General features: G+C 56.3%; 18 protein-coding genes. 13 read left to right on the top strand and 5 right to left on the bottom strand.

Features of this window, described 5'->3' with window-relative positions:
- The first annotated feature begins 249 nt into the window (after positions 1-249).
- The 10 genes from QOT07_RS24250 to QOT07_RS24205 all read left to right on the top strand — a co-directional run bounded on the left by QOT07_RS24250 (position 250) and on the right by QOT07_RS24205 (position 10,633).
- Positions 250-1,482 carry an MFS transporter gene (locus QOT07_RS24250; RefSeq protein WP_283604104.1) on the top strand — a complete coding sequence of 411 codons (1,233 nt, stop codon included), beginning with the start codon at positions 250-252 and terminating at the stop codon, positions 1,480-1,482.
- A gap of 133 nt (positions 1,483-1,615) precedes the next feature.
- Positions 1,616-1,714, top strand: a complete 99-nt coding sequence (ilvL, locus tag QOT07_RS24245) for an ilv operon leader peptide (protein WP_015962288.1) — start codon at positions 1,616-1,618, stop codon at positions 1,712-1,714.
- Positions 1,715-1,856: 142 nt separating this feature from the next.
- Complete coding sequence (gene ilvG, locus QOT07_RS24240; protein ID WP_207980118.1) at positions 1,857-3,503, top strand: acetolactate synthase 2 catalytic subunit; 1,647 nt, start codon at positions 1,857-1,859, stop codon at positions 3,501-3,503.
- Complete coding sequence (gene ilvM / locus QOT07_RS24235) at positions 3,500-3,757, top strand: acetolactate synthase 2 small subunit (RefSeq protein ID WP_012147433.1); 258 nt, start codon at positions 3,500-3,502, stop codon at positions 3,755-3,757. The genes ilvG and ilvM overlap by 4 nt, the downstream gene beginning before the upstream one ends.
- A gap of 21 nt (positions 3,758-3,778) precedes the next feature.
- Positions 3,779-4,705, top strand: a complete 927-nt coding sequence (locus tag QOT07_RS24230) for a branched-chain amino acid transaminase (RefSeq protein WP_099065445.1) — start codon at positions 3,779-3,781, stop codon at positions 4,703-4,705.
- Between the two features lie 116 nt (positions 4,706-4,821).
- Positions 4,822-6,672: a dihydroxy-acid dehydratase gene (gene ilvD, locus QOT07_RS24225; protein ID WP_283604102.1), complete on the top strand. Its 1,851-nt coding sequence runs from the start codon at positions 4,822-4,824 to the stop codon at positions 6,670-6,672.
- 5 nt (positions 6,673-6,677) lie between these two features.
- On the top strand, positions 6,678-8,222 hold the full coding sequence (gene ilvA, locus QOT07_RS24220; RefSeq protein ID WP_099065447.1) for a threonine ammonia-lyase, biosynthetic: 1,545 nt from the start codon (positions 6,678-6,680) through the stop codon (positions 8,220-8,222).
- Positions 8,223-8,335: 113 nt separating this feature from the next.
- Positions 8,336-9,331, top strand: coding sequence for an Ssp4 family T6SS effector (ssp4, locus tag QOT07_RS24215; RefSeq protein ID WP_283604099.1), 996 nt, complete (start codon positions 8,336-8,338; stop codon positions 9,329-9,331).
- Positions 9,331-9,906: an immunity protein Sip4 gene (gene ssi4 / locus QOT07_RS24210; RefSeq protein WP_283604098.1), complete on the top strand. Its 576-nt coding sequence runs from the start codon at positions 9,331-9,333 to the stop codon at positions 9,904-9,906. Before ssp4 ends, ssi4 begins: the two co-directional genes overlap by 1 nt.
- A gap of 25 nt (positions 9,907-9,931) precedes the next feature.
- Positions 9,932-10,633, top strand: coding sequence for a DUF2461 domain-containing protein (locus tag QOT07_RS24205; RefSeq protein WP_283604097.1), 702 nt, complete (start codon positions 9,932-9,934; stop codon positions 10,631-10,633).
- Here QOT07_RS24205 and ilvY read toward each other — a convergent pair.
- Positions 10,628-11,512 (bottom strand): HTH-type transcriptional activator IlvY, encoded by an 885-nt coding sequence (ilvY, locus tag QOT07_RS24200; protein ID WP_099065451.1) that lies wholly within the window; start codon positions 11,510-11,512, stop codon positions 10,628-10,630. The genes QOT07_RS24205 and ilvY overlap by 6 nt on opposite strands.
- Positions 11,513-11,805: 293 nt before the next feature.
- Here ilvY and ilvC point away from each other — a divergent pair, with 293 nt between their 5' ends.
- Positions 11,806-13,281, top strand: coding sequence for a ketol-acid reductoisomerase (gene ilvC, locus QOT07_RS24195; RefSeq protein ID WP_099065452.1), 1,476 nt, complete (start codon positions 11,806-11,808; stop codon positions 13,279-13,281).
- 197 nt (positions 13,282-13,478) lie between these two features.
- Here the strand turns inward: ilvC and kdgK are convergent, their stop codons facing one another.
- Positions 13,479-14,411 (bottom strand): 2-dehydro-3-deoxygluconokinase, encoded by a 933-nt coding sequence (kdgK, locus tag QOT07_RS24190; protein WP_283604095.1) that lies wholly within the window; start codon positions 14,409-14,411, stop codon positions 13,479-13,481.
- 166 nt (positions 14,412-14,577) lie between these two features.
- Positions 14,578-14,781 (bottom strand): 2-hydroxymuconate tautomerase family protein, encoded by a 204-nt coding sequence (locus QOT07_RS24185; protein ID WP_004951695.1) that lies wholly within the window; start codon positions 14,779-14,781, stop codon positions 14,578-14,580.
- 143 nt (positions 14,782-14,924) lie between these two features.
- Between QOT07_RS24185 and pdeH the strand changes: the two genes are divergently transcribed.
- Positions 14,925-15,710, top strand: a complete 786-nt coding sequence (gene pdeH, locus QOT07_RS24180) for a cyclic-guanylate-specific phosphodiesterase (RefSeq protein WP_099065454.1) — start codon at positions 14,925-14,927, stop codon at positions 15,708-15,710.
- Positions 15,711-15,812: 102 nt separating this feature from the next.
- Positions 15,813-17,846 carry an AsmA family protein gene (locus tag QOT07_RS24175; protein WP_099065455.1) on the top strand — a complete coding sequence of 678 codons (2,034 nt, stop codon included), beginning with the start codon at positions 15,813-15,815 and terminating at the stop codon, positions 17,844-17,846.
- Positions 17,847-17,878: 32 nt separating this feature from the next.
- Here QOT07_RS24175 and QOT07_RS24170 read toward each other — a convergent pair whose 3' ends face one another.
- The gene (locus QOT07_RS24170; protein ID WP_283604093.1) at positions 17,879-18,643 is read right to left on the bottom strand and encodes a CDP-diacylglycerol diphosphatase; all 765 of its coding nucleotides are present in this window, start codon (positions 18,641-18,643) and stop codon (positions 17,879-17,881) included.
- Positions 18,644-18,750: 107 nt separating this feature from the next.
- A complete protein-coding gene (locus tag QOT07_RS24165; protein WP_099065457.1) occupies positions 18,751-20,073 on the bottom strand; it encodes an MFS transporter in 1,323 nt (440 codons plus the stop codon).
- Positions 20,074-20,280: the final 207 nt, after the last annotated feature.

Below are 20,280 nucleotides of genomic sequence, written 5' to 3'. Positions count from 1 at the left end.
ATTATAAATTTCATAAAGATAACGAATTTTTGTGCAGAGCTGCGCAAAGGGTGGCAATACCCCCTAACAATTGCGTGAATGCTGCAACAAATTAGCAGGCTAACCAAGTTGCGGTGAGAGGGGGAATGGGTGTATTTAACAATTGATTAAAATAAAAATCACTTCGTTAACAAACTCCGACCGCCGTCGCCTTCCGACACGGCAGCCGCTAAACCTCATGACCTCGTATTCCAGAGTAGGGATAACACTATGTTTGGTTGGACCCCGCTGCAACGCAATGCAGCCATCGCCAGCTTTTCAAGCTGGACGCTTGATGCTTTCGATTTTTTCGTGCTGGTCTTTCTGCTCAGCGATATCGCGCAATCTTTCCATGTCGGCATGGAGGAGGTGACGCTGGCGATCCTGCTGACGTTGGCAGTGCGCCCGATTGGCGCACTGATCTTCGGCCGGGCGGCGGAAAAATACGGCCGTAAACCGATTTTGATGCTGAATATTGTCTTCTTCTCGATCTTTGAGCTGTTGTCTGCCACGGCACCGTCGTTGACGGTATTCCTGATACTGCGGGTGTTGTATGGCGTGGCGATGGGGGGGATCTGGGGCGTGGCATCGTCGCTGGCGCTGGAAACCATCCCAGACCGCTCGCGTGGCCTGATGTCGGGGATTTTCCAGGCCGGTTACCCCTTTGGGTATCTGTTGGCGGCGGTGGTATATGGCCTGCTGTTTGAGGTGATTGGCTGGCGTGGGATGTTCGTGATCGGCGCAGCACCGATTTTACTGCTGCCATTTATCTACTACTGTGTGCAGGAGTCGCCGGTGTGGCTGGCGGCGCGTGAACGCAAGGAAAGCAGTGCTCTGCTGCCGGTGCTGAAGAGCCACTGGAAGCTGTGCGGCTATCTGGTGTTGCTGATGGCGGCATTCAATTTCTTCTCGCACGGCACTCAGGATATGTACCCGGTATTTTTGAAAGTTCAGCACGGTTTCGACCCTAAAACCGTCAGTATCATCGCCATTAGCTACAATATCGCGTCAATTATCGGCGGTGTTTTCTTTGGTGCGCTATCGGAAAAAATTGGCCGCCGGAAGGCGATTATCATTGCTGCGCTACTGGCATTGCCGGTGATCCCGCTGTGGGCATTTTCCAGCGGCTCGCTGATGCTGGGGATTGGTGCTTTCCTGATGCAGTTCATGGTGCAGGGTGCCTGGGGCGTGATACCGACTTATCTCACCGAACTGGTGCCGGCCAATACCCGTGCGGTACTGCCGGGGTTTGTTTACCAACTGGGTAATCTGATTGCTTCGGTCAACGCCACGCTGCAGGCGACGATTGCCGAGCATCATGGCCATAATTACGGGCTGGCGATGGCGATTATCGCCGGCACGGTGGCCATCGTCATTGCGCTATTGGTGTTCTTGGGTAAGGACACGGGCAGCAAGGCGATCTCGGGCGAGGCGAAATCTTCGGGTGTGCAGGCTAACGTTTGAAATCCGGGCTTTTTGCACGAGGTATGACCAGATTGCGCCGGATAATAACGCAAAAAAAGTGTTGTCATGCCGCGCGGGACTATGGTACCTCTGTAGGTATTAGTTCGAAACGAGCACAGTGAACAAACTTATTATGAAAGCCTTTGCCCAAGTGATTAGCCTAGTCGTGATTAGCGTGGTGGTGATTATTATCCCACCGTGCGGGGCTGCACTTGGACGAAGAATGGCTTAGAAAACAAGCCGGAATCGCAAGAGAACCCCCGCACCGAAAGGTCCGGGGGTTTTTTATTGGCAAGAGAAAAGTGAAGCGAGGATAAGACAATGAATAACAGAACAAAATCCTGCGGTTGTCGAAGTAAGGCGGGGAAATAACTATGAATGGGGCTCAGTGGGTAGTACAAGCGTTGCGTGCACAGGGGGTTGATACGGTATTCGGCTACCCGGGTGGCGCAATCATGCCGGTCTACGATGCATTGTATGACGGCGGGGTGGAACACCTGCTGTGCCGCCACGAGCAAGGCGCCGCGATGGCCGCCATTGGTTATGCCCGCTCAACCGGCAAGGTCGGCGTTTGTATCGCCACTTCCGGCCCTGGCGCCACCAACCTGATCACCGGCCTGGCCGATGCGCTGCTGGATTCTGTTCCGGTGGTGGCGATTACCGGTCAGGTGGGTTCTGCACTGATTGGTACCGATGCCTTTCAGGAGATCGATGTCCTCGGCCTGTCTCTGGCCTGTACCAAACACAGCTTCCTGGTGGAATCACTGGACGCGCTGCCGGGCATCATGGCGGAAGCCTTTGCCATCGCCAGCAGCGGTCGCCCTGGCCCGGTGCTGATCGACATCCCGAAAGACATTCAACTGGCTCAGGGTGAATTACATCCGCACCTGATGCCGGTAGTGGAAGAACTTCATTACCCGACAGCGGAATTGGCGCAGGCCTTCGAATTGCTGGCGCAGGCACACAAGCCGATGTTGTACGTCGGTGGTGGGGTTGGCATGGCGCAGGCGGTACCGGCGCTGCGTGAGTTTATCGCGGTAACCCAAATGCCCAACGTTGCCACGCTGAAAGGGCTGGGCGCACCGGACGCGGAGCAGCCGTATTATCTTGGTATGTTGGGTATGCACGGCACCAAAGCCGCCAATCTGGCGGTACAGGAATGCGATTTGCTGATTGCCGTTGGCGCGCGTTTTGACGATCGCGTGACCGGCAAACTGAATGCTTTCGCCCCGCACGCCAAGGTGATCCACATGGATATCGACCCGGCGGAAATGAGCAAATTGCGTCAGGCACACGTGGCACTGCAGGGGGATTTGAAAGCCTTGTTGCCAGCGTTGCAGCAGCCGCTGAATATCACCGCCTGGCAGCAGCGAGTGGTTGAACTGAAAGAAACCCATACCTGGCGCTACGATCACCCAGGCCAGCCGATCTACGCGCCGCTGCTGTTGAAGCAACTGTCCGAGCGCAAGCCCGCTAACAGCGTGATCACCACCGACGTCGGCCAGCACCAGATGTGGACTGCACAGCACATGACCTTTGAACGTCCGGAGAATTTCATCACCTCCAGCGGTTTGGGCACCATGGGCTTTGGCGTCCCGGCCGCGGTTGGCGCCCAGATGGCCCGCCCGGAGGATACGGTGATCTGCGTATCGGGCGACGGTTCGTTCATGATGAATGTGCAGGAACTGGGCACCATCAAACGCAAACAGTTACCGCTGAAAATCGTTCTGCTGGATAACCAGCGCTTGGGGATGGTTCGTCAGTGGCAGCAACTGTTTTTTGACGGGCGCTACAGTGAAACCAACCTTTCCGATAACCCCGATTTCCTGATGCTGGCCAATGCCTTCGGTATCCCCGGCCAGCGCATCACCCGTAAAGATCAGGTCGCAGGCGCGCTCGATGCCTTATTCAACAGCGAAGGGCCTTACATGCTGCATGTATCGATCGATGAGCTTGAAAACGTCTGGCCGCTGGTGCCGCCGGGTGCCGGTAACGAAACCATGTTGGAGAAAATATCATGATGCAGCATCAACTCTCGATCCAGGCCCGCTTTCGCCCTGAAATGTTAGAGCGCGTATTGCGCGTCGTGCGTCATCGTGGCTTTCAGGTTTGTGCTATGAATATGGCAACGGCTGCAAACACCGACAAGATTAATATTGAATTGACCGTTGCCAGCCAGCGCCCGGTGGATCTACTGTCATCTCAGTTGAGCAAACTGATGGATGTCTCCTGCGTTGAGATCCAGCAACAAACATCACAACAAATACGCGCCTGATGCGCGAGAAGGATAAGAATAATGACGAAGAAAGCCGATTACATTTGGTTCAATGGTGAGATGGTTCCCTGGGCTGACGCCAAAGTGCACGTGATGTCGCATGCCTTGCACTACGGCACTTCGGTGTTTGAAGGGGTCCGTTGCTACGACTCCCATAAAGGTCCGGTGGTATTCCGTCACCGTGAACATATGCAGCGCCTGCATGACTCGGCAAAAATCTACCGCATGCCGGTATCGCAAAGCGTTGATGAGCTGATGGAAGCCTGTCGCGCCACGCTGCGTAAAAACAATCTGGTCAGCGCTTATATTCGTCCGCTGGTGTTTGTCGGTGACGTCGGCATGGGAGTAAACCCACCGGACGGTTACAAAACCGACGTGATTATCGCGGCGTTTCCTTGGGGCGCGTATCTGGGTGAAGAGGCGCTGGAACAAGGCATCGATGCAATGGTTTCGTCCTGGCACCGTGTGGCACCGAATACCATCCCAACCGCGGCCAAGGCCGGTGGTAACTATCTTTCCTCCCTGCTGGTGGGCAGTGAAGCGCGCCGCCACGGTTATCAGGAAGGGATTGCGCTGGATGTGCACGGCTATATTTCCGAAGGCGCAGGTGAGAATCTGTTTGAAGTGAAAGACGGCGTGTTGTTCACCCCGCCGTTTACTTCTTCCGCGCTGCCGGGCATCACCCGCGACGCCATCATCAAGCTGGCGAAAGACATGGGCTTTGAAGTGCGTGAGCAAGTGTTGTCACGCGAGTCGCTGTACCTGGCCGACGAAGTGTTCATGTCCGGTACCGCCGCAGAAATTACCCCGGTTCGCAGCGTTGACGGCATCCAGGTCGGCATTGGTAAATGCGGCCCGGTGACCAAACAGATCCAACAGGCGTTCTTTGGCCTGTTCACTGGCAAGACCGAAGACAAGTACGGTTGGCTGGATCCGGTAAATCCATAATTTACCCATCGCCTTTTAAGCTGAAGCTTGAAATTCATAGGGTAAATTGACAGACAGATAAGAATATCCAGGCGGTTCGTTCGCCGCCTGTAATAAATACATTTGGAGTGAAGAGCATGCCTAAGTACCGTTCCGCCACCACCACCCACGGCCGCAACATGGCAGGTGCCCGCGCATTATGGCGCGCGACCGGAATGACCGACGACGATTTTGGTAAACCCATTATTGCGGTGGTCAACTCATTTACCCAGTTCGTTCCGGGCCATGTGCATCTGCGTGATTTGGGCAAGCTGGTTGCAGAACAGATCGAAGCCTCAGGCGGCGTCGCCAAAGAGTTCAACACCATTGCGGTGGATGACGGTATCGCCATGGGCCACGGCGGCATGCTCTATTCCCTGCCGTCGCGCGAATTGATCGCCGACTCGGTTGAATACATGGTGAATGCCCACTGCGCGGATGCGATGGTGTGTATCTCCAACTGCGACAAAATCACCCCGGGGATGCTGATGGCGTCACTGCGCCTGAACATTCCGGTGATTTTCGTTTCCGGCGGCCCGATGGAAGCCGGCAAAACCAAGCTGTCCGACAAGATAATCAAGCTGGATTTGATCGACGCCATGATCCAGGGTGCCAACCCGAACGTCAGCGATGCCGACAGTGCGCAGATCGAACGTTCCGCCTGTCCAACCTGCGGCTCCTGTTCCGGTATGTTCACCGCCAACTCGATGAACTGCCTGACCGAAGCGCTGGGCCTGTCTCAGCCGGGTAACGGCTCGCTGCTGGCGACCCACGCTGACCGTAAGGATCTGTTCCTCAACGCCGGTAAACGCATCGTTGCGCTGACCAAGCGTTACTACGAGCAGGACGACGAAAGCGCACTGCCACGCAGCATTGCCAACAAGGCTGCATTTGAAAACGCCATGACGCTGGATATCGCCATGGGCGGCTCGACCAACACCGTATTGCACCTGTTGGCGGCGGCTCAGGAAGGCGAGATCGATTTCACCATGGAAGATATCGATCGTCTGTCACGCAAGGTACCGCACCTGTGCAAAGTGGCGCCAAGCACCCAGAAATACCATATGGAAGACGTACACCGTGCCGGTGGCGTACTGGCCATCCTGGGCGAGTTGGATCGTGCGGGTCTGTTGAACCGCGACGTCGACAACATCCTGGGCCTGAAGCTGACGGAAACGCTGAATCAGTACGACATCATGCTGACTCAGGACGAAGCGGTGAAGAAAATGTTCCGCGCCGGTCCGGCGGGTATCCGTACTACTCAGGCGTTCTCGCAGGATTGTCGTTGGGACACGCTGGACGATGATCGCGCAGAAGGCTGTATCCGCTCGCTGGAAAATGCCTTCAGCCTGGAAGGTGGCCTGGCCGTACTGTACGGCAACATGGCACTGGACGGCAGCATTGTAAAAACCGCCGGTGTCGACAAAGACAACCTGACCTTCCGCGGTCCGGCAAAATTGTACGAAAGCCAGGACACCGCGGTGGAAGCGATCCTCGGCGGCAAAGTGGTTGCCGGCGACGTAGTGGTGATCCGCTACGAAGGGCCAAAGGGCGGGCCGGGCATGCAGGAAATGCTCTATCCGACCACTTACCTGAAATCCATGGGGCTGGGTAAAGCCTGTGCGCTGATCACCGACGGCCGTTTCTCCGGCGGCACCTCCGGCCTGTCTATCGGCCACGTTTCTCCGGAAGCGGGCAGCGGTGGCCTGATTGCGCTGATTGAAGATGGCGACATGATCGACATCGATATTCCAAAACGCAGCATGGTACTGGACGTGACGGACAGCGAACTGGCGGCACGCCGTGAAGTTGAACTGGCGCGTGGCGATCAGGCCTGGACACCGAAAAATCGTGAGCGCCAGGTTTCCTTCGCTCTGCGCGCCTACGCCACACTGGCGACCAGCGCCGACAAAGGTGCCGTGCGCGACAAGAGCAAGCTGGGAGGCTAAGCACCATGGCGGAATCGCAACCCCTACCCGACGCCCCCTGTGGCGCGGAGTATTTGCGAGCGGTGCTCCGCTCGCCGGTTTACGAGGTGGCTCAGGTCACCCCGCTACAGGCCATGAGCAAAATCTCTTCGCGCCTCGGCAATACCATTTTGGTGAAGCGCGAAGATCGTCAGCCGGTGCACAGCTTCAAGCTGCGCGGGGCTTACGCGATGATCGCCAGCCTGAACGAAGAACAAAAGGCGCGTGGCGTGGTGACGGCCTCGGCCGGTAACCATGCGCAGGGCGTGGCCTACTCCGGTAAACGCTTAGGGATCAAAACGCTGATCGTGATGCCGGTAACCACCGCGGACATCAAAGTGGATGCGGTGCGTGGCTTCGGCGGCGAAGTGCTGTTGCACGGTGCCAATTTTGATGAAGCCAAGGCCAGAGCGATTGAGCTTTCGCTCAAGCAGGGCATGACCTTTGTGCCGCCGTTCGACCACCCAACGGTGATCGCCGGGCAGGGCACGCTGGCGATGGAACTGCTGCAGCAAGACGCGCACCTCGACCGGGTATTTGTGCCGGTGGGCGGTGGCGGTCTGGCGGCGGGTGTAGCGGTATTGATCAAGCAACTGATGCCGCAAATCAAAGTGATCGGCGTGGAGGCGGAAGACTCCGCCTGCCTGCGTGCGGCGCTGGATGCCGGGCATCCGGTGGATCTGGCCCGCGTTGGGCTGTTTGCCGAAGGTGTGGCAGTAAAGCGCATCGGTGATGAAACCTTCCGCCTGTGCCGGGAATACCTGGACGACGTGATCACCGTCGACAGCGATGCCATCTGCGCAGCGGTTAAGGATCTGTTTGAAGACGTGCGTGCCATTGCCGAACCCTCCGGTGCGCTGGCACTGGCCGGGCTGAAAAAGTACGTACAGCAGCACAACATCCAGGGTGAGCGTCTGGCGCACGTGTTGTCCGGTGCCAACCTGAACTTCCACGGTTTGCGCTATGTGTCGGAACGCTGCGAGTTGGGCGAACAACGCGAAGCCCTGTTGGCCGTGACCATTCCAGAACAGAAGGGCAGCTTCCTGAAGTTTTGCCAACTGCTGGGCGGGCGCTCGGTCACCGAGTTCAACTACCGCTATGCCGATGCAGATAACGCCTGTATTTTCGTCGGCGTCCGCCTGACGCGCGGCCATGCCGAACGACTGGAAATCATCGAAGAATTGCATGCCGATGGTTATCAGGTGGTGGACTTGTCCGACGATGAAATGGCCAAGTTGCACGTGCGCTACATGGTCGGTGGGCGGCCTTCGAAGCCGTTGCGCGAGCGTCTGTACAGCTTTGAGTTCCCGGAGTCACCGGGCGCGCTGCTGAAGTTTCTGCAGACCTTGGGCACCCACTGGAATATTTCACTGTTCCACTACCGCAGCCACGGCACCGATTTTGGCCGCGTGCTGGCAGGCTTTGAGCTGTCGCAGACCGAACCTGAGTTTGAGCAGCACCTGCAGGCGCTGGGCTACGATTGTCACGATGAAACCGACAACCCGGCGTTCCGTTTCTTTTTGCAGGGATGAGAAAAAATACATAAGTAATCGTGACCTATAAATCAGTTTATGGGTTGCGTAGTTGTGATTTTGTTGTGCATTTTTATACTGCCAAGACTTTTGACGTATAGGGATGCGCGACAATGACAACGGCCTTTTCTTCGCCATTTGGTTCTCCCGAAGATCAATTAACCCGCGCCGAGTTCGCTCGTATGCTCGGTAACAGCAATGTGCAGGAACTGTATCGGGATATTGATTTACAGTCCTTGCAGGACTCCCTGGACTGCAGCATCGCTTTTCATGGGGTGGGAATTATTTTTTCTGACGGCCAAAATTCGTATTTGGTCAGGCCGACCAAACATACCGGTTACTCAACGTCCTCGCAGGTCACTCACGTGGTGATCACCAAAACCGTTGCCCATACTTCGCGTACCGCGGCGACCAATACCCTGTCTGAGGCTTTGACCAAACCGAACGTCGGCAAAGAACTTGCGTCGGCGGCGCTATCTTGCGGCACACTGCTGGTCTCCGTTTTTTTACTGGCGTCGGGGAGCGTCGCGGTGCCCTTTACCGGTGGTACCAGTTCGGCGGTCGCCTATTTAGGCTATGCCGGCATGGCCGCCAGTGCCTTACAGTGTGGCAATGGCCTGTATCGTGTGAATAAGCTTTATGACGGGAAAGGCGATGAGCTTGCGCAGTTGGATTCGGAACAGTGGTATGTTGCTACCAGCACCATTTTGGACGTGATCTCTTTGGCGAGCGCAGGGGCCGCATTGAAAGAAGCGGCGATGACCTATCGCGCAATGCGAAGGGTTTCATCGCGTAAGGCGACGGAGTGGCTAAAAAGCATGCCCCGTAGTGAAAGAAAAAGACTCACTGAGAGCATCATACGGGCGGAGAATCCGGGTATTTCCAATCAAGTATTAAAACAGATGGTTAATGCGGGCTTATACCCGAAACGCTATCCAACGCAAGCCCTCCAGAACGGACTCCGACAGCAATTGCGGTCGGCGCTGAATAACTCTATGGCCTTTGTGGGCAGCGGTATCAGCGGTACTTTGTCCTCGCCGGTTAATGTGAAGGAAACGGGGCAATATTTTGTTGGGATCATGCAAAAATTACCGCAGATGGTGAGGTAATGTCAGACTGGATGATTAACCGCCTGATATCTCAAGGGCGAGAAATGGAACATCAAATCTTGCAGCGGGATCCGGCCGTCTATGCCGGCGTGGATGCGCAGCTAGATCAACATTTTCTGACGCCGGGGCAGCGTTTGTCGCCGCCGGGCGTGGGCAATGTCATATTGCTGCTGATTTGTCTCACACTGGGAATGGCAGGAACCATGGGGCTATTGGCCGATTTGGCCTTTGCCGCAACCGGCCGTGCTTCGGCCGCCACACTGTTGGGTAGTGGTGCCGTCATGGCTGTGTGGATGACGCTGATTTTGTTTCAATTGGTTCAGGGTAAAAATGTCGGAGTGTTATTACTGAAATATTATCTCGGCATGCTGGCCGTGTTTTTGATCGGTGCAGTCGTGGCCTGGATAGCGAACATCACCGGTATAGCCAATGGCCTGATGTTGCTGTGTGCCTGCATTGGCGGGGTTATTTTCAGCAATCGGACGGTGTTTTATCTGTATGTTGCCTATTTCAGGACGCGCCGACGTGTTTTTGTAAAGCGCCGTTGGCAGATGGAAGCCATGCGTAACCCCTGATAGAAACCTCGTTACGGGAAGGAATATGACGCAACAATTTAACGGCTTTAGCCAGCAGGGCCTGAATTTTCTCCAGCAGGTGCGCATCGAGAACGACAAGGAGTGGTTTGAGGCCAACCGCAGTGTTTACGATAGCGAACTGCTGACGCCGTTCCGTTCGCTGGTGGCGGAGTTGAGCCCGGCGATGTTGGCGATCGATCCCCTGTTCGAGACTCGTCCGGCGATCGGCAAAACGCTGTCGCGCATTCACCGTGACACGCGTTTTTCCCACGATAAATCGCGTTACCGCAGCCGCATGTGGCTGACGTTCAAACGGCCAAGCAAAGACTGGAAGGACGCGCCGGTGTACTTCTTCGAACTGGGGCCGGACATGTTGCGCTACGGGCTGGGTTATTACAGCGCCAACAAACCGACCATGGACCTGTTTCGCCATACGCTGCAGCGCCGACCGCAGCCCTTTTTGGAGGTCGCGGCCTGCTGTCAGCCACCGTTCGAGCTGGTGGGCGAAAGTTACAAGCGACCGTTGGTGAAAGAGCCGGCGGCAGAAATTGCTACCTGGTACAACCGTAAATCCTTTGCGGTAATGGCGACCGATGGTCAGGTGGAAAAGCTGTTCAACGCCGGTTTGGTGCAGACTCTGGCGCAGGGGTTCCTGCAACTGGAACCGCTCTACCATTGGCTGATGCAGGTAGAGGCGATGAAACAGGTCGATCCCTCTGACTTATGACAGTAAACGCCAGAAAGCGTCGATCAGCGGATCGCTGAGGCGTTTTTTCTGCACGCAGACCCCCAGTTCGAACGGCTCGACCATGGAAATATTTTCCAGCTGCGAGATGCGGTTACGCACCGGTTCCGGGCTATTTTCCACCACCACGCCGGGGATCAGCGCGATACCGCAGCCCAGCGCCACCATCGAAACGATGGCCTCATGGCCGCCAACGGTGGCGTAAATCAGCGGGTTGGTGATGCGCTGGCGACGGAACCACAGTTCGATGCGTTTTCGCGACGGGCCGTGCTCCGGCAAAATAAACGGAATATTGGCCCAGTCGGGCTGCTCGGCAAACGCCTGACTGCGTACTGCGCAGGGCAACGCCGGAGCAATCAGCACCAGCGGGATCTCGCCGATTTTGGTGAACGCTACGCTGGTGGGCAGGGTTTCGGGCCGGCCGGCAATGCCGAGGTCGGCTTCGTTGGATTGCACCTTGTCGACCGCATCGGCGGCATCACCGGTGGTCAGCTTGATTTCGACCAGTGGATGCTGCGCGCGGAAGCGATCGAGGATCGGCGGCAGGTGGCTGTAGGCGGCGGTGACCGAGCAAAATAGCCGTAACTCACCGCTTAGCGAAGGACCGTGTTGACCCAGCGAATGTTTCAGTTGCTGATATTGCAGCAGCGTCTGCTGGGCAAAATCTTTTAGCTGTTCACCGGCGTCGGTGAGCTGCACGGTGCGGTTATCGCGCAAAAACAGCGGCTGCCCGAGGATCTCTTCCAGCCGTTGGATCTGGCGGGAAAGCGTCGAAGGGCTGACGTGCATCGCCTTGGCGGTGCGGCCAAAGTGATGGCTTTCAGCCAGATGGAGGAACAGCTTTAAATCACGCAAATCCATATCAGTACGCTCGCAGCAAGAGTGTTGCATAAATTGCAATGTCACATTCGTAATATATCAATTTAAGCAACGCGTTTCCTGTTATACATTGAGTTCAACGAATCTCCGCACAGACAAGGCGGGGAATGAAAATAACATGCACCCTATGTATTTCAATTTGCAGCTAGGCGACCAGCTAGCTCATCCCCAGGCGCTTACTTTAGTAAGTAACTGGGGTGAGCTAGTGCAGATAACAACGCTGCAATTTGAAAGACGACGGGTATGCAAGACACAACATCTAACGGAGTACCACCATGGCTAACTATTTCAACACATTGAACCTGCGTCAGCAGTTGGCGCAATTGGGTAAATGCCGCTTTATGGCACGTGACGAATTCGCTGATGAAGCCGGCTACCTGAAAGGCAAAAAAGTGGTGATTGTCGGCTGTGGCGCCCAGGGTCTGAATCAGGGCCTGAACATGCGTGACTCTGGCCTGGATGTGGCTTATGCCCTGCGTAAAGAAGCCATCGATGAAAAACGTCCTTCATGGCGTAAAGCGACCGAAAACGGCTTCAAGGTAGGGACCTACGAAGACTTGATCCCCCAGGCAGACCTGGTGGTTAACCTGACGCCAGACAAGCAGCACACCTCGGTAGTTCGTGCCGTACAGCCGCTGATGAAAGACGGCGCGGCGCTGGGCTACTCCCACGGCTTCAACATCGTTGAAGTGGGCGAGCAGGTGCGTAAAGACATCACCGTAGTGATGGTTGCGCCAAAATGTCCGGGTACCGAAGTCCGTGAAGAATACAAACGTGGTTTCGGCGTGCCGACCCTGATTGCGGTTCACCCGGAAAACGATCCTAAAGGCGAAGGCATGGCGATTGCCAAAGCCTGGGCAGCTGCGACCGGCGGCCACCGTGCGGGCGTACTGGAATCTTCCTTCGTTGCCGAAGTGAAATCTGACCTGATGGGCGAGCAAACCATTCTGTGTGGCATGCTGCAGGCGGGTTCACTGCTGTGCTTCGACAAACTGGTTGCTGAAGGCACCGAGCCGGCTTATGCAGAAAAACTGATTCAGTTCGGTTGGGAAACCATCACCGAAGCGCTGAAGCAGGGCGGCATCACTCTGATGATGGATCGCCTGTCCAACCCGGCCAAACTGCGTGCCTATGCGCTGTCTGAGCAGTTGAAAGAGATCATGGCGCCTCTGTTCCAGAAACACATGGACGACATCATCTCCGGTGCTTTCTCCGGTGGCATGATGGCCGACTGGGCAGAAGACGACGTGAAACTGCTGAACTGGCGTGAAGAGACCGGCAAATCGGCGTTCGAGAATGCGCCACAGTTCGAAGGTAAAATCAGCGAGCAGGAATACTTTGACCATGGCGTACTGATGGTTGCTATGGTGAAAGCCGGTGTTGAGCTGGCGTTTGAAACCATGGTTGACGCGGGCATCATCGAAGAATCTGCTTACTACGAATCACTGCACGAACTGCCGCTGATCGCCAACACCATTGCGCGTAAGCGTCTGTACGAAATGAACGTGGTTATCTCTGATACCGCAGAATACGGTAACTACCTGTTCGCCAACGCGGCAGTGCCGTTGCTGAAAGAGTTTATGACGACGCTGCAGGCGGGCGATTTGGGTAAATCTGTTGCCGGTACTTCAGTAGACAACGCGCAACTGCGTGACGTGAACGAAGCGGTGCGCAATCACCCAATCGAATCCGTTGGCCGCAAACTGCGCGGGTATATGACCGATATGAAACGTATCGCGGTGGCAGGCTAAATACCCGTCGTCTTTCAGGCTGTAGCGTTGTTACCTGCACTATCACACCCCAGTTACTTACTAAAGTAAGCGCCTGGGGATGAGATAGCTTGGCGCCTGGCTACAACCTGAAATCCCTAGGGTATTAAGATGGGTTTTCGAGTCCAATAAAAAGGCCAGCATCATTGCTGGCCTTTCGCATTTCTACGGAGCTGGAATCATTGCGGCATCGCGGCCAGTGGGATAATGGCCCCAGGGTACTGGATCACCGTGCTGGCGGTCAGATGACCGCGCTGCGCCGCCTGCACGGCATCACCGCCGGTTAAGCGTATCGCCAGATAACCGGCACTGAAGGAATCGCCCGCCGCGGTGGTATCCACCACTTTTTCTTTCGGCAAACGCACCGCCGGGATCTCAAATTCGCTGCCTTCGGCGCTAAATACCAGGCAGCTCTCTGCGCCGCGTTTAATCACTATTTCCGTCACGCCCAGCAGTTGGGTGCGCTGTACCACCTGTTCCACCGGGAATTTACCCCACAGCAAATCCTCGTCGTCCAGCGTCAGGAAGGCAATGTCGGTACAGGCCAGCACCTCGCGGTACGCCTGCTGCGTTTCTTCCCGGCTTTGCCACAGGCGGGGCCGATAGTTGTTATCGAAAATCACCTTGCCGCCGTTGGCGCGACACTGTCTTAGCAATGCCAGCAATTTGCTGCGGCTGGCGGCGTCGAGGATCGCCACGCTGATGCCGCTGAGGTACAGATAATCGAATTGGGCCAGTTGCTCGCACAGGCTCTCCGTCTGCGGGCCTGCCAGCCAGTAGCGAGCGGCCGCATCATTACGCCAGTAATAGAAGGTACGTTCGCCGGCGTCATCGGTTTCAATCACGTACAGCCCCGGCAGTTTGTTTTCCAGCCGTTGGATCAGGCGGGTGTGGACCTTTTCCTGCTGCCAGGACTGCAGCATTTCCTGGCTGAAACTGTCGGTGCCGAGTGCGGTCACGTAATGCACCTGCAGCGCGCTTTCTGCCACCTGACGGGCGATATAGACGGCAGTGTTTAAGGTATCACCGCCAAAACCGCGGCTTAGGTCCGCGCCTTTCTGCGACAGTTCAATCATGCATTCGCCGATCACGGCAAGATTCTGGGTGGTCATAGTCAACGAGCCCTGGCTGAAAGAAGAAGGTGGATAGGGACGAAATACAGCCAGTCTCAATGCAAGGGGCGGGGGGAGTCAATGAAAATAAAACAACGTTTTAATTTATTTATGATCGCGATCGGGAAACTAAAAAGTTTCCCGATACGGACCCCATCTCTGCCCGCTATTTTGCCGCGGCGCGCAGGTCGGTGACGCTGTGGCCACCGATGCCCCAGTTGTCGGTTTCTACCTCATCAATCACCACCACGGTGGTGGCCGGGTTTTTCCCCAGCGTATCTACCAGCAGTTGGGTGACACCGGCGATCAGTTGTTTCTTTTGCTCCGGCGTCGCGCCTTCGCGGGTAATTTTGATATTTACGTAGGGCATGTTTTTCTCCTTGGATGTGGATGCGCTATTCAATGTAGAAGGCTTTCGCCGCTGCTTAAAGTTTTATTGCCCGCTGCCGATAGATCAGGGAAGCAATCCTGCAGCCTGAGCATTTTCATTTCCCTTCGATGGCGATAGTACCAATGACAACCAAGATGACTTCGGGTCTGCTGGCGCCACTCCTTGCCGTATGCTCGCATATCAAGGCGCAGCATTATTGGCGGCAATGCCGACGGCAGTACACCTTCCAGCCGATCTACCGCACCTGTGGCGCTTTGCTGGCGCTGGAGTTGCTAACCGCGGTCTATCATCCGGCGGCGCCGGATAAGCCACTGTCCCCGGAGCATTATTTTGCCGCCCTCGACGTCCGTAAGCGTCTGCAGATCATTCAGGAACAGCTGGAACTGCTGCAGTATTGGCAGCCGCTGCTGAGTCGCCATGGGCTGATGGTCTCGGTCAATATCGACGGTATTGCACTGCAGGCGTTGCAGCAGCACGGCGCGTTGCAACGGCAGATTGCCAGCATGCCCTATCTGCGCTTTGAGCTGGTGGAGCACGCCGGGATGGCGTTAAACGGCCCGTTGCAGCAGATTGCCGGGGCAGAGCGGCTGTGGCTGGATGATTTCGGCAGTGGCCTGGCGAACTTCTCTGCGGTCAGCACCTGGCGTTATCAATACATTAAGGTGGCGCGTGAGCTTTTCACCTTGCTCAAACAGACAGAGGACGGCGTCCAGTTGCTTTCCACCCTGGTCAAAATGATGAATCAACACAGCGAAGGGGTGATCGTCGAAGGGGTGGAGACCGAGCAGGAATGGTTGCTGGTGCAGCGCTCTGGCGCACTGGCTGCCCAGGGTTACTATCTGTCTCGCCCGGCCCATTTCGATACTCTGCAAACCTTGCCTACGCAATTTTCCATGCCTGCCGCCTGATACCTGTCTCCCGCTAAAGCGTGAACTCTTGCCTATCCTCGGCTAGGCTTGGTAAAGCCACTTATCAATTTATGGGTAAGTTATCGCGTTCAGGGAGCCGTTATGACAAAAACAGGAAAAGCATTCACTTGGGTTGGCGGCATTGTGCTGCTAATCATCGCCGCGTTGGTGGTCTTGGTGCTGACCTTCGACTGGAACCGTCTCAAACCAACCATCAATGACAAGGTGTCGGCCGAGTTACACCGTCCGTTCGCCATTCGTGGTGATTTGGGCGTGGACTGGTCGCGCGATAAAGAGGAAGGTAGCTGGCGCGCCTGGGTGCCGTGGCCGCGCATTCATGCTGAAGATGTCGTACTGGGCAACCCGAAAAATATTCCTGGCGACAGCATGGTGCAGTTGCAACGCGTCGAGGCCAGTATCTCGCCGCTGGCGCTGTTGGGTAAAGAGTTGCTGATCCCGCGTATCTGGCTCAAGCAGCCGAACGCCAGCTTGCAGCGGCTGGCTAACGGTGAGAATAACTGGACCTTTAACCTGGCCGGCGATCCTGACCAACCCCCGTCCGCCTGGTCGGTGAACATTCATGACATCGTTTTCGACCGTGGTCACATTGCTTTCAAAGACGCCACGCTGAAGGCTGATTTTCGCGCGGAGATTGATCCGCTCGGCAAACCTTTGCCGTTTAGTGAGGTAACCGGTAAAAAGAGTGCCGGTACTCAGATCCCTGCCGACTATATCTTTGGCTGGAAGGTGAAGGGCAAATACAACGGCGAGCCGTTGTCGGGCAGCGGCAAGATGGGCGGCATGCTGTCATTGCAAAATGCCGAGGTGCCGTTCCCGCTGCAGGCCGATGTGCGCTCCGGTTCCACCCGGGTGGTAGTGGCGGGTACGCTGTCCGATCCGATGAACCTCGGTGGGTTGGATCTGCAGCTTAAATTCTCCGGCGACAGCCTGGGCAATCTGTATGCCCTCACCGGGGTGCTGCTGCCCAATACCCCGCCATACTCCACGGATGGCCACCTGATCGCCCGGCTGCACGAAAAAGGCGGTGCGGTGTTCCAGTACCAGAAGTTCGACGGCAAAATTGGCGACAGCGATATCCACGGTGATTTGAAATATGTCGCCAGTAAACCACGCCCCAAATTGAGTGGCGAAGTGCTGTCAAAACAGCTGCGTTTTGCCGATCTGGCCCCGCTGATTGGCGCCGACTCCAATACGGAAAAAGCCGGTCGTGGCGAGAAGAGCCGCCAGCCGGCCGGAAAAGTACTGCCGGTAGAGAAATTTGATACCCAAAGCTGGCAGGTGATGGATGCCGACGTCAAATTCACCGCCAAACGCATTGAACACGGTAGTTCACTGCCGCTGAGCGATCTCTATACCCATCTGCAACTGGATAATGGCGTTATCCTGATGGATCCGCTGCGGTTCGGCGTGGCGGGCGGTAACCTCAATTCTACCGTCCGTCTCGACGGCAGTAAAAACCCGATGCAGGGGCGGGCAGATATGCATGCGCGTAAATTCCAGCTCAAGCAGTTGCTGCCGGATGTGGGATCGATGAAACGCAGCCTGGGACAACTGAACGGCGATGCCAAACTGACCGGCAGCGGTAATTCGGTGGCCGATCTGCTGGCAACCAGCAGCGGCGATCTGCGCATGGTGATTAATAACGGGGTGATCAGCCGCAGCCTGATGGAAATCCTCGGGTTGAACGTCGGCAACTATCTGGTGGCGCAGCTATTTGGTGATGACGTCGTGGGGATAAACTGCGCGGCGGCGGATGTCGGTATCCGTGACGGTGTGGCGGCACCGCGGCTGTTTGTGTTCGACACCGAGAACGCGATTATCAATATCAGCGGCAATACCAACTTCGCCACGGAACGGCTGGACCTGTCCATCGATCCGGAAAGCAAGGGCATGCGGGTGCTGACGCTGCGTTCGCCGCTGTATGTGAAAGGCACCTTCGCGCACCCGGATGCCGGTGTGAAGGCCGGCCCGCTGATTGCACGTGGTGCGGCGGCGGTGGCACTGGGCGTGGTGCTGACGCCGGCAGCGGCCCTGCTGGCACTGGTTTCCCCCAGTGAAGGTGGTGAGGAAAACCAGTGCGGGAAAATTCTGCAGCAGATGAAACAGAAGAAATGATCACGAAAGCCCGCTGATAACCCGCGGGCTTTTTACTTCAGTACCTGGCAATCATGATCCTGGATCTCTTCCGCCGAGGCCAGGGTAAATGGTAGCAGGCTACGCTCGGTGGCCAGCAACAGAAAATCGCCGCCCGGCAGCGTCGTCATCGCCAACCCAAAGCTCCCCATGCGACCGTCTGCGCGTGCCACGCCCGCCGCCAGCAGGCGGAAAGCCCCCTGTTTTTGTAACTCTTCGGGCGTTACCCGACGCACCAGATAATCATGGCCCAGCAGGCCGCCAGGCATCGGCTCCCACTGTTCGCTGTAATCCGCCGCGTACTGCGCCAACTGCGTTTTTACCGACGGCAGCAGGCAAGAGATATGAATGTGCAACTGATTCTGGGTCCGGCCATAGGCTGAATTAATCGCCAGCGAAATATTGGCGTCGTCGATCGCCTTACCGTACTTATCGGCCATAAAGTGCCGTGCCTGCCAGGCTTGCTCAAAGAAGTTTGGGGTCGTGGCAGCCAGCACCTCGGGGCTTTCAATACCGGTGATTCTGGCGCTCGGCATCAGCAGATACTGCAGCGGCCCATTGCGGTCTTTGAACACCACAAAGCCGGCCTGTGGGTCAACCTGCGCACAGGGTGCCGGATTATTATGCGCCTGCTGATTGGGCAGACACTGTTGGCTGACGATGCGCCACAGCGCGCTCGATTGGGGTGGTTTCACCCATATCCAGAGCGCCCCAGCTATCGCGATGGCGATCATCACCAATGGCGCAACGTACAAAAACAGTCTGCGGCGCAGAGACATTATTGATTTCCGTTTCCATGAAAGGAGAAGCGTTCAGCATAGTCTGATTTTATGACAGGAGACAACGCGGGAAGTGCGGCCCCACAGGAGGGGCCGCCTAAGAAGGGTTACAGTGACTGGTCTCGGGTTTCTTTCATCAGCAACAGGGCGATCAGCGTGAGGCAGGCCATGGAGGCCAGATACAGCCCGACATAGAACAGACCATAGTGCGTAGCTAACCAGGTGGCGATATAAGGCGCGACTGCCGCCCCGAGGATCGACGCCACGTTGTACGAGAACGACGCCCCGGTATAACGGACTTCGGTCGGGAACAACTCCGGCAGCAGTGCGCCCATCGGGCCAAAGGTCAGGCCCATGATGCTCAGGCCGCACAGCAGGAAGCCCATCACCAGCGCCTGGTTACCGGAGCCCAGCATGCTTGGGAACAGGAAGGCGAAGGCGATCATCAGCAGGGTGATGACGATCATGGTCTTGCGGCGACCAAAGGCATCTGCCAGCAGGCCGGCAATCGGCACCATTACGCCAAAGCCAATCACCGCCACCATCAGCATCCACAGGAAGCTGTTGCGTGAGTACCCCAGCCCCAGCGGGGCCGCCGTGGTGCCGTAGGTCATCGAGTAAACCGTCATCAGATAGAACAGGGTATAGGTCGCCAGCATGATAAAGGTACCGAGGATCGTTGCCTTCAGGTGTTTGCTCAGCAGAGTGCCGAGCGGGATTTTCACCTGCTTGCCGGCTTTGGCCACCTTGGCGAACACCGGCGTTTCATGCAGCGATACCCGCACATACAGGCCGATCAGCACCAGCGCGGCGGACAGGATAAACGGCACGCGCCAGCCCCATTCCATAAACTGTTGGTCCGTCAGCAGCCAGGAGAGCAGCAGGAAGGTGCCGTTAGCGAAGAAGAAGCCGATAGGTGCGCCCAACTGCGGGAACGAGCCGTACAGCGCACGCTTCTTGGGTGGGGCGTTCTCGGTGGCCAGCAAGGCGGCGCCGCCCCATTCCCCTCCCAGACCCAGGCCCTGACCGAAACGCGCCAGCGCCAACAGGATAGGGGCGAAGATGCCAATGGTTTCATAGCTTGGCAGCAGGCCGATCAGCACGGTGGAAATCCCCATGGTGAGCAGCGAGGCGACCAGCGTCACCTTGCGACCGACGCGATCGCCAAAGTGGCCGAACAGCGCCGAGCCAATTGGACGTGCAATAAAGGCGACGGCAAAGGTGGCCAGCGATTGTAGCGTTGCGGTGGTGGGATCGCCCTGCGGGAAGAAGATATGCGGGAATACGATCACCGCCGCGGTGGCGTAAATATAGAAATCGAAAAATTCGATGGCGGTCCCGACCAGCGAGGCGACAATCACTTTTCCGCGTGAGTTAACCGGTGTTGACGCGTCGTCGGCGTCCAGAGTTGGTGCGATGGAGGCTTGCATAATTTTTCTTATATTTTGAATTTGTAAAAATCCATCTTAGTCATAGCAAAATGCCTTTTCAATGATGAAACTTTGTACAATGCCGTAATTAACCGGTTAAAAAGCTTAATGTTTCATTGGTGTGTTTATGCGTGGTTTTTAACGTTGCCAAATGAATGATTCGTAGACTGAACATCTGTAAAAGCCGGAAAGAAAAGTTAGCCTGTA

It is taken from the genome of Serratia proteamaculans (genome assembly GCF_949794035.1).
Taxonomy (GTDB): Bacteria; Pseudomonadota; Gammaproteobacteria; order Enterobacterales; family Enterobacteriaceae; genus Serratia; species Serratia proteamaculans.
This window is presented reverse-complemented; position numbering and strand designations above follow the sequence as displayed.